Origin of the sequence: Oscillochloris sp. ZM17-4, from assembly GCF_019599295.1 — a bacterium.
In the GTDB taxonomy this organism is placed as follows: Bacteria; Chloroflexota; Chloroflexia; order Chloroflexales; family Chloroflexaceae; genus Oscillochloris.
Window position 1 is genome coordinate 42,742 of sequence record NZ_JAIEWN010000002.1, and the last position, 15,998, is coordinate 58,739.

15 protein-coding genes are annotated in these 15,998 nt (G+C 68.1%); 6 read left to right on the top strand and 9 right to left on the bottom strand.

Going from position 1 to position 15,998, the window contains the following annotated elements; all coding sequences use genetic code 11:
- Together K2Z83_RS02100 and K2Z83_RS02105 are read right to left on the bottom strand one after the other, a co-directional pair.
- The coding region (locus K2Z83_RS02100) for a DUF3137 domain-containing protein (RefSeq protein WP_220593539.1) at positions 1-689 on the bottom strand (689 nt) is incomplete at its 3' end.
- A complete protein-coding gene (locus tag K2Z83_RS02105; protein ID WP_220593540.1) occupies positions 689-1,258 on the bottom strand; it encodes a LemA family protein in 570 nt (189 codons plus the stop codon). The genes K2Z83_RS02100 and K2Z83_RS02105, both read right to left, overlap by 1 nt.
- Positions 1,259-1,813: 555 nt before the next feature.
- On the opposite strand from K2Z83_RS02105, the gene K2Z83_RS02110 reads away from it, so the two are divergent.
- From K2Z83_RS02110 to K2Z83_RS02120, 3 genes are all read left to right on the top strand, one after another.
- Positions 1,814-2,623: an enoyl-CoA hydratase/isomerase family protein gene (locus K2Z83_RS02110; RefSeq protein ID WP_220593541.1), complete on the top strand. Its 810-nt coding sequence runs from the start codon at positions 1,814-1,816 to the stop codon at positions 2,621-2,623.
- Positions 2,624-2,887: 264 nt separating this feature from the next.
- Positions 2,888-3,721, top strand: coding sequence for an alpha/beta fold hydrolase (locus tag K2Z83_RS02115; RefSeq protein ID WP_220593542.1), 834 nt, complete (start codon positions 2,888-2,890; stop codon positions 3,719-3,721).
- Between the two features lie 350 nt (positions 3,722-4,071).
- Positions 4,072-4,527, top strand: a complete 456-nt coding sequence (locus K2Z83_RS02120) for a sulfocyanin-like copper-binding protein (protein ID WP_220593543.1) — start codon at positions 4,072-4,074, stop codon at positions 4,525-4,527.
- An 82-nt stretch (positions 4,528-4,609) separates the two neighbouring features.
- On the opposite strand, the gene K2Z83_RS02125 is transcribed toward K2Z83_RS02120, so the two are convergent.
- Positions 4,610-7,402 carry a clostripain-related cysteine peptidase gene (locus tag K2Z83_RS02125; protein WP_220593544.1) on the bottom strand — a complete coding sequence of 931 codons (2,793 nt, stop codon included), beginning with the start codon at positions 7,400-7,402 and terminating at the stop codon, positions 4,610-4,612.
- A gap of 88 nt (positions 7,403-7,490) precedes the next feature.
- Here K2Z83_RS02125 and gatA point away from each other — a divergent pair, with 88 nt between their 5' ends.
- A complete protein-coding gene (gatA, locus tag K2Z83_RS02130; RefSeq protein ID WP_220593545.1) occupies positions 7,491-8,945 on the top strand; it encodes an Asp-tRNA(Asn)/Glu-tRNA(Gln) amidotransferase subunit GatA in 1,455 nt (484 codons plus the stop codon).
- 68 nt (positions 8,946-9,013) lie between these two features.
- On the opposite strand, the gene K2Z83_RS02135 is transcribed toward gatA, so the two are convergent.
- The gene (locus tag K2Z83_RS02135; protein WP_220593546.1) at positions 9,014-9,763 is read right to left on the bottom strand and encodes an ABC transporter ATP-binding protein; all 750 of its coding nucleotides are present in this window, start codon (positions 9,761-9,763) and stop codon (positions 9,014-9,016) included.
- A gap of 174 nt (positions 9,764-9,937) precedes the next feature.
- Here K2Z83_RS02135 and rpsR point away from each other — a divergent pair, with 174 nt between their 5' ends.
- On the top strand, positions 9,938-10,213 hold the full coding sequence (gene rpsR, locus K2Z83_RS02140; protein ID WP_220593547.1) for a 30S ribosomal protein S18: 276 nt from the start codon (positions 9,938-9,940) through the stop codon (positions 10,211-10,213).
- 60 nt (positions 10,214-10,273) lie between these two features.
- A complete protein-coding gene (locus K2Z83_RS02145; RefSeq protein WP_370650021.1) occupies positions 10,274-10,645 on the top strand; it encodes a Fur family transcriptional regulator in 372 nt (123 codons plus the stop codon).
- 29 nt (positions 10,646-10,674) lie between these two features.
- Here K2Z83_RS02145 and K2Z83_RS02150 read toward each other — a convergent pair whose 3' ends face one another.
- The 5 genes from K2Z83_RS02150 to K2Z83_RS02170 form a co-directional block, all read right to left on the bottom strand.
- Positions 10,675-11,220 carry a hypothetical protein gene (locus tag K2Z83_RS02150; RefSeq protein ID WP_220593548.1) on the bottom strand — a complete coding sequence of 182 codons (546 nt, stop codon included), beginning with the start codon at positions 11,218-11,220 and terminating at the stop codon, positions 10,675-10,677.
- A gap of 112 nt (positions 11,221-11,332) precedes the next feature.
- Positions 11,333-11,944, bottom strand: a complete 612-nt coding sequence (locus K2Z83_RS02155; protein WP_220593549.1) for a GNAT family N-acetyltransferase — start codon at positions 11,942-11,944, stop codon at positions 11,333-11,335.
- Positions 11,945-11,971: 27 nt separating this feature from the next.
- Positions 11,972-13,447 carry a serine/threonine protein kinase gene (locus tag K2Z83_RS02160; RefSeq protein ID WP_220593550.1) on the bottom strand — a complete coding sequence of 492 codons (1,476 nt, stop codon included), beginning with the start codon at positions 13,445-13,447 and terminating at the stop codon, positions 11,972-11,974.
- A gap of 90 nt (positions 13,448-13,537) precedes the next feature.
- Positions 13,538-14,221: a class I SAM-dependent methyltransferase gene (locus tag K2Z83_RS02165; RefSeq protein WP_220593551.1), complete on the bottom strand. Its 684-nt coding sequence runs from the start codon at positions 14,219-14,221 to the stop codon at positions 13,538-13,540.
- Between the two features lie 175 nt (positions 14,222-14,396).
- On the bottom strand, positions 14,397-15,746 hold the full coding sequence (locus K2Z83_RS02170) for an acetyl ornithine aminotransferase family protein (RefSeq protein ID WP_220593552.1): 1,350 nt from the start codon (positions 15,744-15,746) through the stop codon (positions 14,397-14,399).
- Positions 15,747-15,998: the final 252 nt, after the last annotated feature.

The window sequence follows — 15,998 nt, forward strand, 5'->3', positions numbered from 1 at the left end:
GGATCCTCCAGGCGCACCATCTCGCCGGGCCGCCCGTCGATCTTGCTCCCCCAGCCCTGCATCATGCGGCCCAGACCGCCCAGCGCGCGCTCGGCCGTGTCGGGCAGCACAAAGGTCTGCCCCTGAAAGTTCTTGTTGAAGTCGGCGATGAAGAAGATCCCGTGAAAGATCGTGTGCCACGTGGTGCGCCGGTTGCCCTTCGAGTCCGTCGTGGTGGTCTTATACTCAGCGTGAACCTCGGAGAAGCGGAAGGCCGTCGTCCCCACCCGCCCGCTGAAGTGATCCTCGGCCCGGTAGCGGTCGATCCGATGGCGGTAGATCCCGCTGTCGGCGAACTCACGCTGGCTGATCCCGCCGCCCGGTATGTAGGATAGGTCGGGGTCGATCACCCTGGCCAGGCGGGCAATCACCTCAGACTTGAAGTAGCTGCGGTACTCCTGCATCGCCCCGTTGACCAAGACCCCCCAGACAATGAAGCCGATGGCGAGCGGGACGATCAGGCCGAATACCCCGATCACGCGCGTGAGCACCAGGGCCAAGACGATGGCGAGCGGCGCGATGATGGCGGCGCTCAGCAAGGCCCGGTTGCGGGCGCGCAGCCGGCGCGCCTCGAGCTCGTCGAGGATGGGGCGCAGCTCGCCCTGGTAGAGCGCGGCCAGTGCGGGCTGGTTGGGTGGTGTGGTTGGCATCAGCGCTGAAACATGCTACGCACATCGACGCTCTGGCGCTCGACGGCGCTCGCCTCGAACAGCACGCGCTGGCTCAGGCCCATCGGGCCGGCCATGAGGCTGCCTGGCAGCATCTGGATGGCGTTGTTGTAGTCGGTGACGGCGGCGTTGTAGGCCCGCCGGGACGCCGAGATCTGCTCCTCGACCTCGTTCAGGCTGGCCTGGAGGTGCATAAAGTTCTGGCTCGCCTTCAGGTCCGGGTAGCTCTCGACCGACACCATCACCCGACCGAGGGCGCTGTCGATCTGGCGCTCGGACTCCGCGCGCTGGGCCGGGGTCATGTCGCCGGTCACCGCCCGGGTGCGCAGCTCGGTCAGCTCGCTCAGCAGCTCGCGCTCGTGGACCATATACTTCTCGACGGTCGCCACGAGGTTGGGGATCAGGTCGTAGCGCTTCTTGAGCATGACGTCGACCGAGGAGAATGCCTGGTCGGCCCGGTTGCGCTTACCGATCAGTCCGTTGTAGATTCCGATCAGCCCGACTAGAACCACAACGATAACGACAATGAGGAGGATGAGTGTTGTTCCCACGGGCGTACCTCGGTAGCCTGCCAGGACGCGGCCCGGCAGTGCGGCGGCTCTTCCTGTGACGGCTCCCAAGCGTAAACGCTTGGGCTTCAAGGGTCTTGCACCCGTGCTGTGCCGCCCCACAGCCATTGGTTACGAGCTCGGCAGAACGTTTTATGCAGCGCGCCCGTGACGTTATGCGCTGCAACCGCCCGAACGTTCACTTGTGCATGTGCCATTCGCTATCAGGTAGTCGATATGCTGGTACGTCGACATTTGACACATACGCCGAAACCTTAACTTGTGACCAATGGTCTTACAGTAGTAATTTGGGATACCAATGATTGTAGCTACGATTCTGATGGTTTGTCAAACCTGCAGGCTGCGCATGTGGCTGCCCCTGCTGTTCGATGGCCAGCCAACGATGGCCTGTTGCCATGGTACAGTACCACATACGCCGCCCGCGCGCCCGGTCGCAGCGCCGATCTCCGTAGCTTGGGCGGCACATACAGATTGCAGATGTGGCTCGATCTGCAATCTGCAATCTGCAATCTGCAATCGATGAAGGGAGCGCAAACTATGGACGATCCGGTCTATGAGCAGCTCACGCTGACGGTCGAGGGCGGAGTCGTGACGATCACCCTGCGCCGGCCGGAGCGCCTGAACGCGATGGGCGTGCGGCTCACCGCCGAGCTGCTGGCGGCCCTGGAGGCGGTCGAGGCGATGCGGGAGGCCCGGGCGCTGATCCTGACCGCCGCAGGGACGCGCTCGTTCTGTAGCGGGGCCGACCTGAAAGAGCGGGCGACCCTGGACGCAGTCGGGCGCTGGGCGCACAACCGGGCGATCACCGACTGCGCGGCGCAGCTGGCCCGGCTGCCCATCCCCACCATCGCCGCGATCAATGGGCTGGCCCTGGGCGGCGGCTGCGAGATCACCCTGGCCTGCGACTTTCGGCTGGCCGTCCACCACGCCGAGATCGCCCTGCCCGAGGTGGGCCTCGGCGTCATCCCGGGGGCCGGCGGCACCCAACGTCTGCCCCGCCTGATCGGCCCCACCCGCGCCAAGGAGATGATCTTCACCGGACGCCGCATCAGCGCCGCAGAGGCGTTCGACTGGGGGCTGCTCAGCCGGGTGACATCGAGCGAGGATCTGCTGCCCGCAGCCCGCGCGCTGGCCGCAGCGATCGTCCGCCACAGCCCGCTGGCGGTCGCCTATGCGAAGGCCGCGATCGATGTCGGGGTCGAGAGCTCGATCGAGCAGGGCCTGCGCTACGAGACGGCGGCGATCCGGGCGGCCCTGGCCTCGGAGGACTACAAGATCGGCCTGGCCGCCTTCGCCGCCAAGGAGGTGCCGGTCTTCCCGCCGCTGCCCGGCGGGCGGATCGTCTGATCACTCATGAGGCTGCCCCCACCGGCTGGATGCGGCAGGGTATGAGCAACGTCCCTGGCCCCCCGGCTGGCGACGGGAAGTCGCGCCAATGAGGCGCTGCGCGCCGGGCGTCGGCGCAGGCCGACGCCGGATCCGCCTACGAAGGCGGGCGGTTGGCCGCAGGCCCTGCGGGCGCGAGTTTACTCGCCCGCTGACGTTGCTCATGCCCTGCTGGATGCTGATCATGTGAATGATCCGGCCCTGAACGCATGCTATACTTCAGCTATGCAAAGCCGATATATCACAGTACACGGCTACCGCCTGCACTACCTAGAAGCTGGGCATGGACCGGCGGTTCTGCTGCTGCACGGGTTCGGGGGGTCCGCCGAGGGATGGCGGGCGACGGGGGATGTTCTGGCCGGGGCGGGCTACCGTGCCCTGGCCTTCGACTGTCTGGGCTTCGGGCGCTCCCAGAAGCCGAGAGATGCGCCCTACTCGCTGGAGTTTATCACTGGGCTCTATGTTGAGGCGATGGGCCAGCTGGGTATTGATCGGGCGGCGATCGTGGCCCACTCGATGGGTGGCAAGTACGCCCTGGCCACCGCGCTGCTCCATCCGGCTATGGTGACGGGACTGGCTCTGGTCGCCACCGACGGCTTCGCGCCCGCTGCGGCGATGAGCAAGGTCGGCAAATGGCCGCTGCTCTGCTGGTCGATCCTCTGGCTCTCAGGCCAGCCGCCCCTGGTGCGCGCCATGATGGGCGCGGCCTTCCACCAGCCTGAGGCATTTGTCACCGAGGAGATCATCGCACAATCGAGCGGGGCATTTCAGGGCTGGGAGAACATCCACGCCCTCACTGCCCTGAGCCAGCGCTACGATGCCACCGACCTGGAGATCAGCGGTATGCGGGCCCGCCTGGGCGAGCTACGCGTCCCCACCCTGCTGACCTGGGGGGAGAATGACCAGATCTTCCCTGTGGCTCAGAGCGCTGTCGCCGCGGCCGAGATCCCGGGCGCCCGCCTGATAACCTTCCCGACCTGCGGCCACTTCCCCCAGATCGAGTCGGCCAGGCCCTTTCGCGGGCTGCTGCTCGGCTTCCTGGCGGGCCTGAGAGATTGATCCCCGGCGAACGACAAATGACGAACGACGAACGGCCATCGTGCAACGATGGCCGTTCGTCGTTCGTCGCACTACCCCTTGCGTAGCTCAGGAGCAGTGGGATCTCGCCAAAGCTGTGTAAAGATTCGACAACTGTCCGAAAATAGCTGTGCAGATTTATAATACATGGTGTATTATTACGATATCTCCTGGGCATTAGTGAATTTGCAACCGGCGCATCATCCGATACATGTACGTTATCAGGGGTGGATTGTACCCCGAGCGTACGTGGTGCCCAGGCGGCATTGGTGCCGGCTGAGAAACGTGTGTCAGCGAAAGCGTTTCGCTGACCGAATCAAGGGGGACCCTCAATGAAGCGGCTGCTCAAGACGGTGATCATGGCATCGATGCTCGGACTCATGGTGTTGGCGGTTGCTGGCTGTGGTGGGAACGCGTCGGCGGGGCCGGTGGCGCCGAAAGAGTCGACGGTGAACGTCGAGCTGGTCTCATTCTCTGTTACTCCAGATGTCACCACGGTGCCCGCCGGTAAGGTCACCTTCCGCGCGAAGAATGTCGATGTCGTCACGCACGAGATGTTAGTCGTGCCTATCGTCAATGCGGCTGCGGCGCTCACCATGCCCTACGACAAGACGATCTCGCGCATCCCCGAGGACAAGATCACGAGCCTCGGCGAGATCCCCGAGATCGATGGCGGCACGTCGGGTGAGGTGACGCTCGATCTTGCCCCCGGCACCTACATCCTGTTCTGCAACCTCGTCAGCCACTACGAGTCGGGCATGCACACGGTGCTCACCGTCACCGAGTAGCTTCAGGCCCGAGGCTCCAGCGACAACACACAGCGAGGGGCGGCCGCACTGCGGCCGCCCCTCGCTGTGCGCCCCCCGAGGGCTACCGCATCGTCAGCGGCAGGAAGAGATCAAAGCTGATCACCCCGCCAACAGGCCCGCGCAGCTGCGCGCCGCCCTGGGGGCCTGTCGTCACCCCGCCGGGGCCGCGGCCGATCTCGCGGGCGAGGTAGGACCGCAGAAATGCGGCCCACGCGCTATCGCGCGGGGCGCCGCTCGCCCCGTAGAGGTATCGCTGCACCATAGTCTGCTGCCCGCCGAGCCGCGCGCCATTTGGGAAGAAGACGGATAGGCCGTTTGTGCCGCTCAGCGAGACCGGGTAGCCCGCCGTGCCCACCCCTGAGATCTGTAAGGATGTCAGCATCAGGGGCGTCGTGCCGCCGGAGATGGTGCCCGCCAGATCGCCCGCTGTATCGCGCACCATCTGCGGTAGGCTCAGATCTGCCTGGATGGCCGTCGCCAGGCGCCTCAGGTCGATAAGGCTATCTTCCTGTGCGCTCACCGGCTCCCCTGATCGCTGCTCTAGCTGATTGATCAGACCGTTGCCCGATGAGTCATAGACTGCCGCCCCCTGACGGATCCGTCGCAGTGCAGCGCGCACGGTGCTGCTGTCGCTGATCAGGGCCGACTGGAGCTCGGTGCCCAGGCTCTCTAGCGCACTGTCTACCGCCGCAGCCTGTCCCAGGTCGTAGGCGGCGATGCTGCTGGAAAGCCCCCTATTCGTCCCGCCTATCGCCGCGCTGTAGATACCCGCCATGCTCTTTGCCACCTGCGCCGGCTGATCCTTCTGTGCGCCGGCCAGCATCGGCAGCATGTAGGAATAGACCGGCAGCGTCCAGTACTCATCGGCGGCGGCGACCATGTAGCGTGCGTAGGGCGCGCTCGCCGCCGCTACCTCGATCGTTCCCATCAGCGGAACCTGATAGAAGATCAGATCAAGCCGCTTGCCCGCACCCAGCCCCGCCGCCGCAAAGGCGGCGCGTAGGCCGACCGTATCGATCGCGGGCGCGCCCGGCGTGGTGAGGTCGTAGCCGAGCCCGCCGATCGGGTCTCCCGGCCCGGCAATGATCAGCATGGTGTGATTGGCTGGGTAGCGCGCCAGCGCTGTCTTTACGAAGTCGCCGAGGACCGCTGGGTCGCCGGTGGAGATCTCGCCGCGCTCCTGGCAGTCGGGCTGGCCCGTGGGCGGCAGGTGGCAGAGCTGCGCGCCGGTGTCCCCGTAGCTATCGCTCAGCGTTACGATGTGCAGCTTCGGGTAGGCGGCCGCCAGATCGCGCAGCTGCGCGATCTGGCGGCCGAGCGGAGACATACGCGTGGCGCTTGCCGTATCGCCGAGCGGGTTATCGCCGGCCGCATAGAGCATCAGGGTCCAGTCGGCTACGGCGCTGCTTGCCGCAGGGAGCGTGGCCGAGGGCGTGACCGCCGCCGCTGGCGGGCTGATCGACTCGGTCGCCAGCGTGATCGCCCGCTCGTAGAAGGAGTAGCCGTACTGCTGCCCGTCCGCGCCGTAGGCCACTACATACCAGCGGTAGCTGCGCCCGTAGCTGAAGCCGAAGCTGGGCACGCTGTCAAAGCTCTTCGGCGAGAGGTCGAACGTGAAAAGGCTGGGGTCGCTCACCTCCTTCCCGCACACCTGGGTCGGCAGGCTGGTTGCCGGGTCGATCCGCTGTGGGTCGTACACGCAGAGCTGGTAGGTCTCGTTGGCCACACCGCGCCCCGCCCAGCTTAGCCTCACCGGGCTGTTATTGGTGGCCGCGACCGTGCTATAGGAATCTGGGCTGCTTAGGGCCACATCGCCGACCACCAGATCCGGCACGGTGTAGGTCGGCTGGGCGAGCAGCCGGCTCGCGCTGATCGTCGGCCCGGCCCAGAAGCCAAGTTGGCTGTCGGGCCGGGTCGCGCTGGCGGGCGCGTTGAGAAACCAGACCTGGTAGGTCTCGCCCGCGCCGAGGGCCGGCACGCCGGTGAAGCTGTAGGCGCCCGCCGCGTCGCTGGCGGCGCTGGCGATGATCGTGCTGCCGGCGGCCGTATTGCGGGCCAGGAGCACCTGGGCGCCCGCCACCGCCGCGCCGCCCTCGGCGGCCCGCACGCTGCCGTCGATCCCCGGCAGGCAGACATCCATCTCGATGTCGTCCACCCAGAGCTGCCGCGTCGCCCCGCCCGTCGCGTTGCGCATCGTCACCGCGAAGGTCGCTGCGCCCAGGCCGCGCAGGGTCGCCAGCTTCGTCGCGTCGGTCACGCTCCAGCTGAACAGGTGCCAGGCGTCATCGGCCATAACGGCGGTGTTGACGGAGGCAACCGGCGCATTCGTGCTCACCGTCCCGACCTGGTAGATCTCTACCTGGAGCCGGTCGCCGGGCAGGGTGCTGCCAGCCGCGTAGCGGTACCAGAGGCCGCCGTAGATCGCGCTGGCCCCGGCGTTGATCGCCACATCCTGCCCCGTCGAGACCACGCCGCCGCCGCCCGCCTGAGCGAAGATCGCCTGCGGCGCCGAGTACGACTGGTCGCTGACGATGCTCACGCTGGAGCGCAGCGACTTCCAGGGCGTGGTGGCCGCTGGCGTATCCACGGTCGAGTCCGTCAGCGCCGGCAGGCAGGCCTGGGCCGCCGCGGCGAGCTGTGGGCCGAGGCTGTCTGCCCCGCCCTGGGTGAAGGCGGGCGGCGTGGGCGGCGCGGCGCCGGGGAGAAACATCGACGGGCCGGACTGGGCCTGGGCGCCGGGCGGCAGCAGGGCAAGCAGGAGCAGGAGCAGGCAGAGCCTGTGAGCATAGCCGATCGCCGATCGTCGATCGCCGATCACGTGATGTTGGTGGCTCTTCTGATACGATATGTCCATAATGCGTAAATCGTGCCTCGCGATCTTTTTGGTAGAATAGGGCAGCCGCGCCCGCGCCTGCGGACGCGCCCCGCCGGGAGATATCTGCATGACCGACCTGAACACTCTGACGATCACCGGCGCCCGGGCCGCCCTCGACGCCGGTGAGCTGACCTCCGTAGAGCTGACCGAGGCGCTCTTGTCGCGCATCGAGCGCACCGACCCGAGCGTCAAGGCATTCCTCACCATCACCGCCGATGCCGCCCGTGAGCAGGCCCGCGCCGCCGACGCCGGGCGGGGCGACCCCGCGAGCGGGCCGCTCCACGGCATCCCGCTGGCGATCAAGGACGTGATCTGCACTGAGGGCGTGCGTACCACCTGCGGCTCGCGCATCCTTGAGAACTTCACCCCCCCCTACAGCGCCACCGTGATCGAGCGGCTGCGCGCGAGCGGGGCCGTGATGCTCGGCAAGCTCAACTGTGACGAGTTCGCCATGGGCTCCAGCACCGAGGCCAGCGCCTACCAGACGACCGGCAACCCCTGGGATCTCAGCCGCGTGCCCGGCGGCAGCAGCGGCGGCAGCGCGGCGGCCGTGGCGGCTGGCCTGGCCCTCGGCACCCTCGGCACCGACACCGGCGGCTCCATCCGCCAGCCCGCCGCCCTCTGCGGAGTCAGCGGCCTCAAGCCCACCTACGGGCGGGTCAGCCGCTACGGCCTGATCGCGTACGGCTCCTCCCTTGATCAGATCGGCCCGATGGCCTGGACGGCCGCCGACCTCGCGCTCATGCTCCAGGTGATCGCCGGCCAGGACCCGCGCGACGGCACTAGCGCCGCCGCGCCCGTCCCCGATTATAGCGCCGCCCTGTCGGGCGACCTGCGCGGCCTGCGGGTGGGCGTGCCCGGCGAGTACTTCGTCGAGGGCATGGAGCCGGGAGTCGAGCGGGCCACCCGCGAGGCCATCGATGCGCTGCGCGACCAGGGCGCCGAGATCGTCGAGGTCTCCCTGCCCTACACGAAGTACGCCCTGCCCACCTACTATATCATCGCCCCGGCCGAGGCCAGCGCGAACCTGGCCCGCTTCGACGGGGTGCGCTACGGCCCGCGCGAGCCGGGCGACAGCATGTGGGATCAGATCGAGCTGACCCGCGGCCACCGCTTCGGGGTCGAGGTGCGCCGGCGGATCATGCTCGGCACCTACGCCCTCTCGGCGGGCTACTACGACGCCTACTATAAGCGGGCCCAGCAGGTGCGCACCCTGATCAAACGTGACTTCGAGCGCGCCTTCACACAGGTCGACCTGCTGGCCGCGCCCACCTCGCCCACGGTAGCCTTCCCGATCGGCCAGCGCACCGACGACCCGCTGGCCATGTACCTGAGCGATGTCTGCACGCTGCCGATCAACTTGGCCGGCGTGCCGGGCCTGGTGGTGCCCTGCGGGTTCAGCGAGAGCTTGCCCGTCGGCCTCCAGCTGATCGGCCGGCCCTTCGATGAGGCCACCCTGCTGCGGGCCGGGGACGCCTACCAGCGCGTCACCGACTGGCACACCCGCCGGCCGCAGCTCTAGGTGCTCGCCACAGGCACCTACAGGATGTGCATACCGTAAGGGCGCAGCGGCGCTGTGCTGCTGCGCCCTTACTCCTTCGTCAGCTCCATAAACACCTCCTCGAGGGTCGCATCGCCGAAGCCCTCGGCGGCGGCGCGCAGGTCGGCGAGGGAGCCCTCGGCGCGCTTGCGGCCGGCCTGGAGTACCAGGATGCGGTCGCAGAGCCGCTCGGCGGTGTCGAGCAGGTGTGTGCTGACCACGATCGCCGCCCCGCCGGCCCTCGCCTCCAGCAGCAGATCCTTGAGCTGGCGGATGCCGGCCGGGTCCACTCCGATCAGCGGCTCATCGAGCAGGATCACCCGCGCGCCGTGGAGGAATGCCGCCACCAGCGCCGTCTTCTGGCGCATGCCCTTGGAGAGGCTGTCGGTAAGCTTGGCGCGCTGGGGCCAGAGGTCGAATCGGCGCAGCAGAGCCTCGCGCCGCTCGGCGAAGTCGGCGGCCAGCGGCCCGTAGCTGCGGGCGATAAACTCGATCTGCTCGGCCACGGTGAGCAGCGGGTAGAGGCTGGGCAGCTCGGGCACAAAGGCCATCTGTCGGCGGGCCTCGCTCGGCGCCGCCACGCTGTCGTGGCCGCCGACCCGCACAGACCCGGCGCTTGGCCGCAGGATGCCCACACAGCAGCGCATCACGGTGGTCTTCCCCGCGCCGTTGGGGCCAACCAGGCCCACGATCTCGCCGGCGCTCACCCGGAAGGAGAGGCCATCCACCGCGAGGGCGCGCCCGTAGCGCTTCACCAGGCCGTCGACCTCAAGCGGGGGGGCGTCATGTACATTCACCATAAGGGGTGCTCCGCTCCTTCGTGATCTCCGCGCCACTTCGCGCTCGCGTCTTTCGCCGCCCTTCGCGTCCTTCGTGATCCAACCGCCAAACGCCCCTCGCGCAAGATATGGTATACTACCCGGCAATGTGTGTGCATTTGGCGGGCCAATGCGCTCGCCGGTAAAGGAGTTACTGTGGAGCGGAACAACAATCGGTCTCGGTTCGCCGGTGGCGCTGGCGGTGGGCGCCCGCGCGGCCGCCGTCGCGAGTGTGAGTTTACCAAGCTTGGCATCCTGCCCGACTACAAAGACATCAAGCGGCTGCAGAAGTATGTCACCGCGCAGGGCAAGATCCTGCCGCGCCGCCGCACCGGCGTGACGGCGAAGATGCAGCGCCGGCTCTCCATCGCGATCAAGCGGGCGCGCCACCTCTCGCTGCTGCCCGCCGCCCCCTCCCACGCCCGATCGTAGTATCGCTGGGAAGACAACGAGGCAGGAGCCCGGCCCCGCGCGGCGCTGGCTCCTGCCTTTGTGCTATCCGCCCACACCACCATGGCCAACCCCCCCCCAACCCCAGACACCGTTCGCGTCGCCGAGCAGCTCTACGCCGACCTCGGCCAGGCGGTGGGCCCGCCCGGCCGCGCCACCGTCTACCGCACCATCGAGCAGCTGAACGCCGCGGGCTGGCTGGCGCGCATCCACACCCAGTCGGGGGAGGCCGGCTATGTCCCCAGCCTCCCCGGCCACCTCCATCACCTGATCTGCACCGACTGCGGCGTCGTCATCGCCTTCGCCGGCTGCGCCCTCGACGACCTGCTCGCCCGCCTCGCCAGCGAGACCGACTTCGCCATCGAGGGGCACCTGCTCCAGCTCTACGGCCGCTGCGCCAGCTGTAAGAAGTAAGGGCGCAGCAGCGCCGCGCTGCTGCGCCCTTACACCTCCACCCCCAGCTCGCGCAGCCGCCCCATCAGCTGGCCCTCCGCCCGCATCAGCCCGATCCGCTCGCGCAGATAGGCTGTGTCCATTGTCTGTCGCCGCAGGACCCCCTCCACATCGGCGATGTCGTACTTCCCGTGGGCCGAGCTGCGGTCGAGCAGCAGCTTGTGGGCCACGACATCCTCGGGCGACACCACTGACACCGGCGCGCCGAGCAGCGGGAGCTTGCGCAGATGGGCCTGCATAGGCGCGTCGAGCAACAGGGGGAAGACCATGCCGTCGCGGCGCACGGCCATGTCGTCGAAGATCTTGATCCCGCGCCAGATGATCCGGTTCCCGTCGAACTGCACGGCCTTGCCATTGCTCTGGAGCAGCTGCACGACCGTCGCGAGCTGCCCTGATATCACCACCAGATCCACATCCTGGATCGGGCGGCGGTTCCCATAGAGATGGGCGGCCGCGCCCGCGAAGACCCCCCAGGCCATCTGCTTACTATCGAGCAGGCGCTGCACCACACCCAGATTTCCAGCGATTAGCGACATTGTGAGCTCCTTCGGGCTGGCGAGTGCAGGATCAGGCGACCTTTCGGGGGTGAGCCAGGTCAAGGATCGGTTCTGAATGCGCTCAGTCTATAATCTACAATCTGCGATCGCGCTAGGCGCGGGCATGCCATGCGCTCTGTGACAAGATCATCTCATAGAACTCTACCATTGTCTCGTAACGACCGCGGCGAAAGAAGGCGATATAGTCCTTATAGCGCGGGTCATCGAGCAGGCGCAGGCTCGGGTCTCGCCCGGCGCTGCGCCACTCGCTCTGGACATACTCGAATCCCAGCCGCTCGTAGCAGCGCACCGCCCGCGTGTTGAAGGCGGCCACGTCGAGGTACATGGCGCGGTAGCCGAGCGAGCCGAAGTATATGGTGAGGAAGAGCTCCATCGCCTCGGTGCCGAGCCCCTGGCTCACGTGGTGCTGTGAGAGCGAGATGCCCAGGCGTGCGCTCGAGTCGCCCATGTCGATCTCGCGCAGCGAGATCCGCCCGATCATCCGCTGGTACACATCGTCGATCGCCCACACGTAGCGCTGCGCGCTCCACCCCGAGCGCGCATGGTCGCTGAAGAAGGTCGCCCGCGGAATATTCCACAGCGTGCTGAACGGGTCGGTATAGCGCGGCCAGAGCTCCTGGGCCAGCGTATCGCGCCGCTGCCAGGGCCGCAGACATATCCGCTCGCCATAGATCACCTGACTGGATAGCTCCTCTTTCGCCACGCTGCCCTCCATCAGCTATGATCGCCGCTACGGTTCCTGGCGCAGGTAGTTGAGCGACATCCAGCCCTCGTAGTGGCTCCCGCCCGTATCGACCGACACGCGCAGCCAGGGGATATTGTCTTTCACCACGGGGCCATCGAGCTTCGTCACGGGCGTGCCGTTTGCCACCACCGTGAGGATAGTGGCCGGGTCGTTCACGTCGGGCTGGCTGCGCAGGTTCAGCCCCTCGGCCAGGTTGACGATATAGACCTCGTCGCGCCCGAAGAGCCCGCCCAGCCATGTGAGCGGGCCGTCGCTGGTGTCGGCGCTGGGCAGCCCCGGCAGGCTTGGCAGGTTCGGTGCTGAGCCCTGGCTGAACTGGCTGATCAGGGCGTTGACGCCCACGTAGCTGCCGGCGGCCACCAGCAGGAGCAGGCCGAGCATCACCGCCCACCCGACCATGCTGCGGGTGAGGCTGCGCTGGCGAATGACATCAGGGGCGACGGAGGCCGCCGGCTGGCGCCTGAGCCGCTCGGTGACGCTGAAGCCTGCGGGGCTGCGGGGCTGTGGCCTGGCGGGCGGCGCGGGCGCGGCAGGCTGCGGGTCGCCCTGCGGCCTGCTGGCCCGCAGGGCCGGGGCCGGCGGCGTCGCAGCGCGCGCGGACGGGGCCACCAGGCGCTGCGTGCTGACCCCGAGGTTGCGCCAGAGGCCATCGAGGGCGGTGGCGAACTCCCCGGCGCTGGCGTAGCGATGCTCGGGGTAGCGGGCGGTCGCCCGCGCTACTAGATCCTCGGCCGCCGGCAGATAGAGCGTCGGCCGGGCCTGGGCGAGGGGCGGGATGCGGGCGCTGAGGTGGGCGAGGGCGGTGGCTCGCGCATCCTCGCCGCTGACCGGGCGCTGCCCGGTGATCAGCTCGTACAGCAGGAGCCCCAGGCTATAGACCGCGCTGGCCGGCGTGGCCGGCTGGCCCTCGCTCAGCTCGGGGGCGCGGTAGTGGGCCAGGTCGGCCAGGGCGGCGTCGGTCGGCAGCTGCCAGCTGTCCACCAGCTTCACCCGGCCCTCGTCCACGAGCAGCACATTGCTGCTGCTGATCGGCGGGTGATACAGCCCGTTGGGCGTGGCGGTGTCGCCGCCGGCCTGACATGCGGCGATGGCCCCGGCGACCTGGCGCATATAGAGGAGCGCCTGCTCAACCGTCAGCACGCCGAGCCCGCGCAGGGGGCGCCCGCTGACATACTCGGTGATCATAAACGGGCGACCGGCGGCCTCGCCGCTGTCGAACACCTCGAGCAGGGCCTGGTGCGAGCGGCGCGCGCTCTGGCCGATCTCGCCGATGAAGCGCGCGCGCGGACGCTCCTGGCCGGCCAGCTCCTTGCGCAGCAGGTGCATGAGCACATGGCGGTGCAGTCGCTCGTCGGTCGCCGCGTAGACGCTGGACAGGCGCGTCTCGCCGAGCAGCTCGTGTACGCGGTAGCGCCCAAAGAGCAGCGGCGCGGAGGTGGGTGTTGGGGTCGCGTCTGCCATAACAAATGTTGAATGTTGAATGTTGAATGTTGAATGCTACAGCGCATCCGGGCATTCAACATTCAGCATTCACAATTCAACATTTACAATTCAGCACTTCTTTGCGGTAACCAGCTCATAGTTCCCCGGCTGCCAGGGGCGGATCGTGATCGCGGCGAGCCCCATCCCGGTGAGGCGCCGGGTCAGGGCGCTGCAGGTTAGGGCGCGGCCGGGCAGGGCGCGCGCCCAGGCGTCGGGCCACTTGCTGATCACGAGGGCGCCGCCGGGCCGCAGGACGCGGGCCATCTCGGCGAGGGCGCGGCGAGGGCGCGGGAAGTACTCGATCGCCTCCAGGCAGGATACCATGTCGAAGCTCGCGTCGGGCCATGCGAGGCGGCCGGCCTCGGCGCGCACCCAGCGGATCGGGGCCTGCGGGCAGGATTCCGCCTGCTTGGCGCGGGCGCGGTCGAGCATCGCCTCGGTCAGGTCGAGGCCGACGACCATCCCGTCGAAGCCTGGCTCCCCGGCGATCAGCAGCGGCACGCGGCCGGTGCCGGTGGCCACATCGAGCACCTGCGGGCGCGCGACGCCGGCGAGCGCCTCGCGCAGCACGGGCAGGAGCAGCGCCGGGTCGGCGGCGTGGGTGCTGGCGCGCACCGAGTCGTAGTGGGCAGCGCCGAGCCGGTAGACCAGGCGGACGGCCCACGGCCCGAGGTAGGTGCCCTCGCCGATTACGACCAGCCAGTAGAGGCTCGCCGCAGCGATGATTGCGCCGATCAGCCAGAGTACACCCATACAGGGGATTATATCACGGGCGCGCGTAGGGACGCAGCCAGGGCTTCTGCAACGTCCTGGGGCTTCGCCCCAGACCTGGTTTTGTATTGGGTTTGGGCGGCGAAGCCGCCCAAACCCAATACAAACATTCTGCGGGGGCGGCGAAGCCGCCCCCGCACCCCCGCCGGGCGGCGACCTACCCCACGCAGGCGGCGATCGCCAGGGCGAAGCGCTCGGCCGTCTCATCGGCCTGGGCCTCGCTGAGGGTGAGCGGGGGGCAGAAGCGGATCGTCGAGGCCCCGCAGGTGAGCACGAGCAGCCCCTTCTGGAAGCAGTCCTCCATGATCGCGTCGGCCAGCTTGCCGGCGGGCTGGCCGGTGGCCGGGTCGATGAACTCGACGCCGATCATCAGGCCACGCCCGCGCACCACGCCGATCTGCGGGAAGCGCCCCTTCAGCTCCGCCAGCCGGGCCATCAGGTGGCCGCCCACCTGGGCCGCGTTCGCCATCAGCTCCTCCTCGACCATGGTCAGCAGCTCGTGGGCCACCGCGCAGCTCAGGCCGTTGCCGCCGTAGGTGTTGCCGTGGGAGCCGGGCTGCCACTGGCGAGAGATCCCCTCGCGGGCGATCATCGCGCCGAAGGGCAGGCCGCCGCCCAGTCCCTTGGCCGAGGCCACGATGTCGGGCACGACCCCCTCGTGCTCGAAGGCCCACATCTTGCCGGTGCGTCCCACGCCACTCTGCACCTCGTCGGCGATCAGCATGATCCCGTGGCGGTCGCAGATCTCGCGCAGGCCCATGAGGAAGCCCGGCGCCGGCACCACATAGCCGCCCTCGCCCTGGATCGGCTCGACGATGATCGCCGCGACCTCATCGGGCGGGCAGGTGGTCTGGAACAGCGTGCTCTCGATAAAGCCCAGGCAGGTCTCGGTGACGCGCTCCGGGTCGCTGTTCAGCGGCGGTCGGTCGGGGTTGGCGTAGAATGCGTGGAAGGTGCCGGGCAGCAGCGGGAAGAATCCGCGGCGCTGGCGGGCCTTCGAGGCGGTGAGCGAGAGGCTGCCGTAGCTGCGCCCGTGGAAGGAGCTGTAGAAGGCGATGATGTTCTGCCGCCCGGTGGCGTAGCGGGCCAGCTTGATGCTCGCCTCCACCGCCTCGGTGCCGCTGTTGGTGAAGAAGACCTGCCAGCCCGCCCCGCCCGGCATCAGCGAGACCAGCTTCTCGGCCGTCCTGATCATCGGCTCGTTGTAGAAGTCCGTCCCCGCCATGTGCGTGAAGCGGGTGAGCTGCTCCTGGGCGACCTGGACCAGCCGGGGGTGGCAGTGGCCGGCCGCGAGCACGGCGATCCCGGATGTCACATCGAGGAAGCGGTTCCCGTCCACATCCCAGACCTCGCAGCCCTGGGCGTGGTCGATCACCAGGGGGTAGACCCGCCCCATCGGCGCCATAACCTGGCCGTCGCGCGATACCAGCGCCTTCGCCTTCGGGCCGGGCAGGTCGCCGGGCATATACTCAATCGTGTACGTGGTGGGCTCAGATGGGGCAGTCATAGCATCTCCTTGACGCGTCGGCATCGTTGACGACTCAGTGGGCTCCAGCCGGGATTGTAGCCGAGGCGTCAGGCCGCGTCAAGGAATCACCATTCAGGCTCAGGGCTAGCGCAACGTCACCTCCCGTTGGGGGTGCGGGGGCGGCTTCGCCGCCCCCGCAGTATTTTTTTGTTGGGTTTGGGCGGCGAAGCCGCCCAAACCCAACAAAAGTGGGATCTGGGGCCGCGCCCCATGCGCATCAACTTTAGGGCT

Bases quoted from the DNA above. Each gene is read 5' to 3' on its own strand.
- K2Z83_RS02110 (WP_220593541.1), top strand. From the start codon at position 1,814: ATGGACGATCCGGTCTATGAGCAGCTCACGCTGACGGTCGAGGGCGGA.
- K2Z83_RS02115 (WP_220593542.1), top strand. From the start codon at position 2,888: ATGCAAAGCCGATATATCACAGTACACGGCTACCGCCTGCACTACCTA.
- K2Z83_RS02120 (WP_220593543.1), top strand. From the start codon at position 4,072: ATGAAGCGGCTGCTCAAGACGGTGATCATGGCATCGATGCTCGGACTC.
- K2Z83_RS02125 (WP_220593544.1), bottom strand. From the start codon at position 7,402: ATGGACATATCGTATCAGAAGAGCCACCAACATCACGTGATCGGCGAT.
- gatA (WP_220593545.1), top strand. From the start codon at position 7,491: ATGACCGACCTGAACACTCTGACGATCACCGGCGCCCGGGCCGCCCTC.
- K2Z83_RS02135 (WP_220593546.1), bottom strand. From the start codon at position 9,763: ATGGTGAATGTACATGACGCCCCCCCGCTTGAGGTCGACGGCCTGGTG.
- K2Z83_RS02150 (WP_220593548.1), bottom strand. From the start codon at position 11,220: ATGTCGCTAATCGCTGGAAATCTGGGTGTGGTGCAGCGCCTGCTCGAT.
- K2Z83_RS02160 (WP_220593550.1), bottom strand. From the start codon at position 13,447: ATGGCAGACGCGACCCCAACACCCACCTCCGCGCCGCTGCTCTTTGGG.
- K2Z83_RS02165 (WP_220593551.1), bottom strand. From the start codon at position 14,221: ATGGGTGTACTCTGGCTGATCGGCGCAATCATCGCTGCGGCGAGCCTC.
- K2Z83_RS02170 (WP_220593552.1), bottom strand. From the start codon at position 15,746: ATGACTGCCCCATCTGAGCCCACCACGTACACGATTGAGTATATGCCC.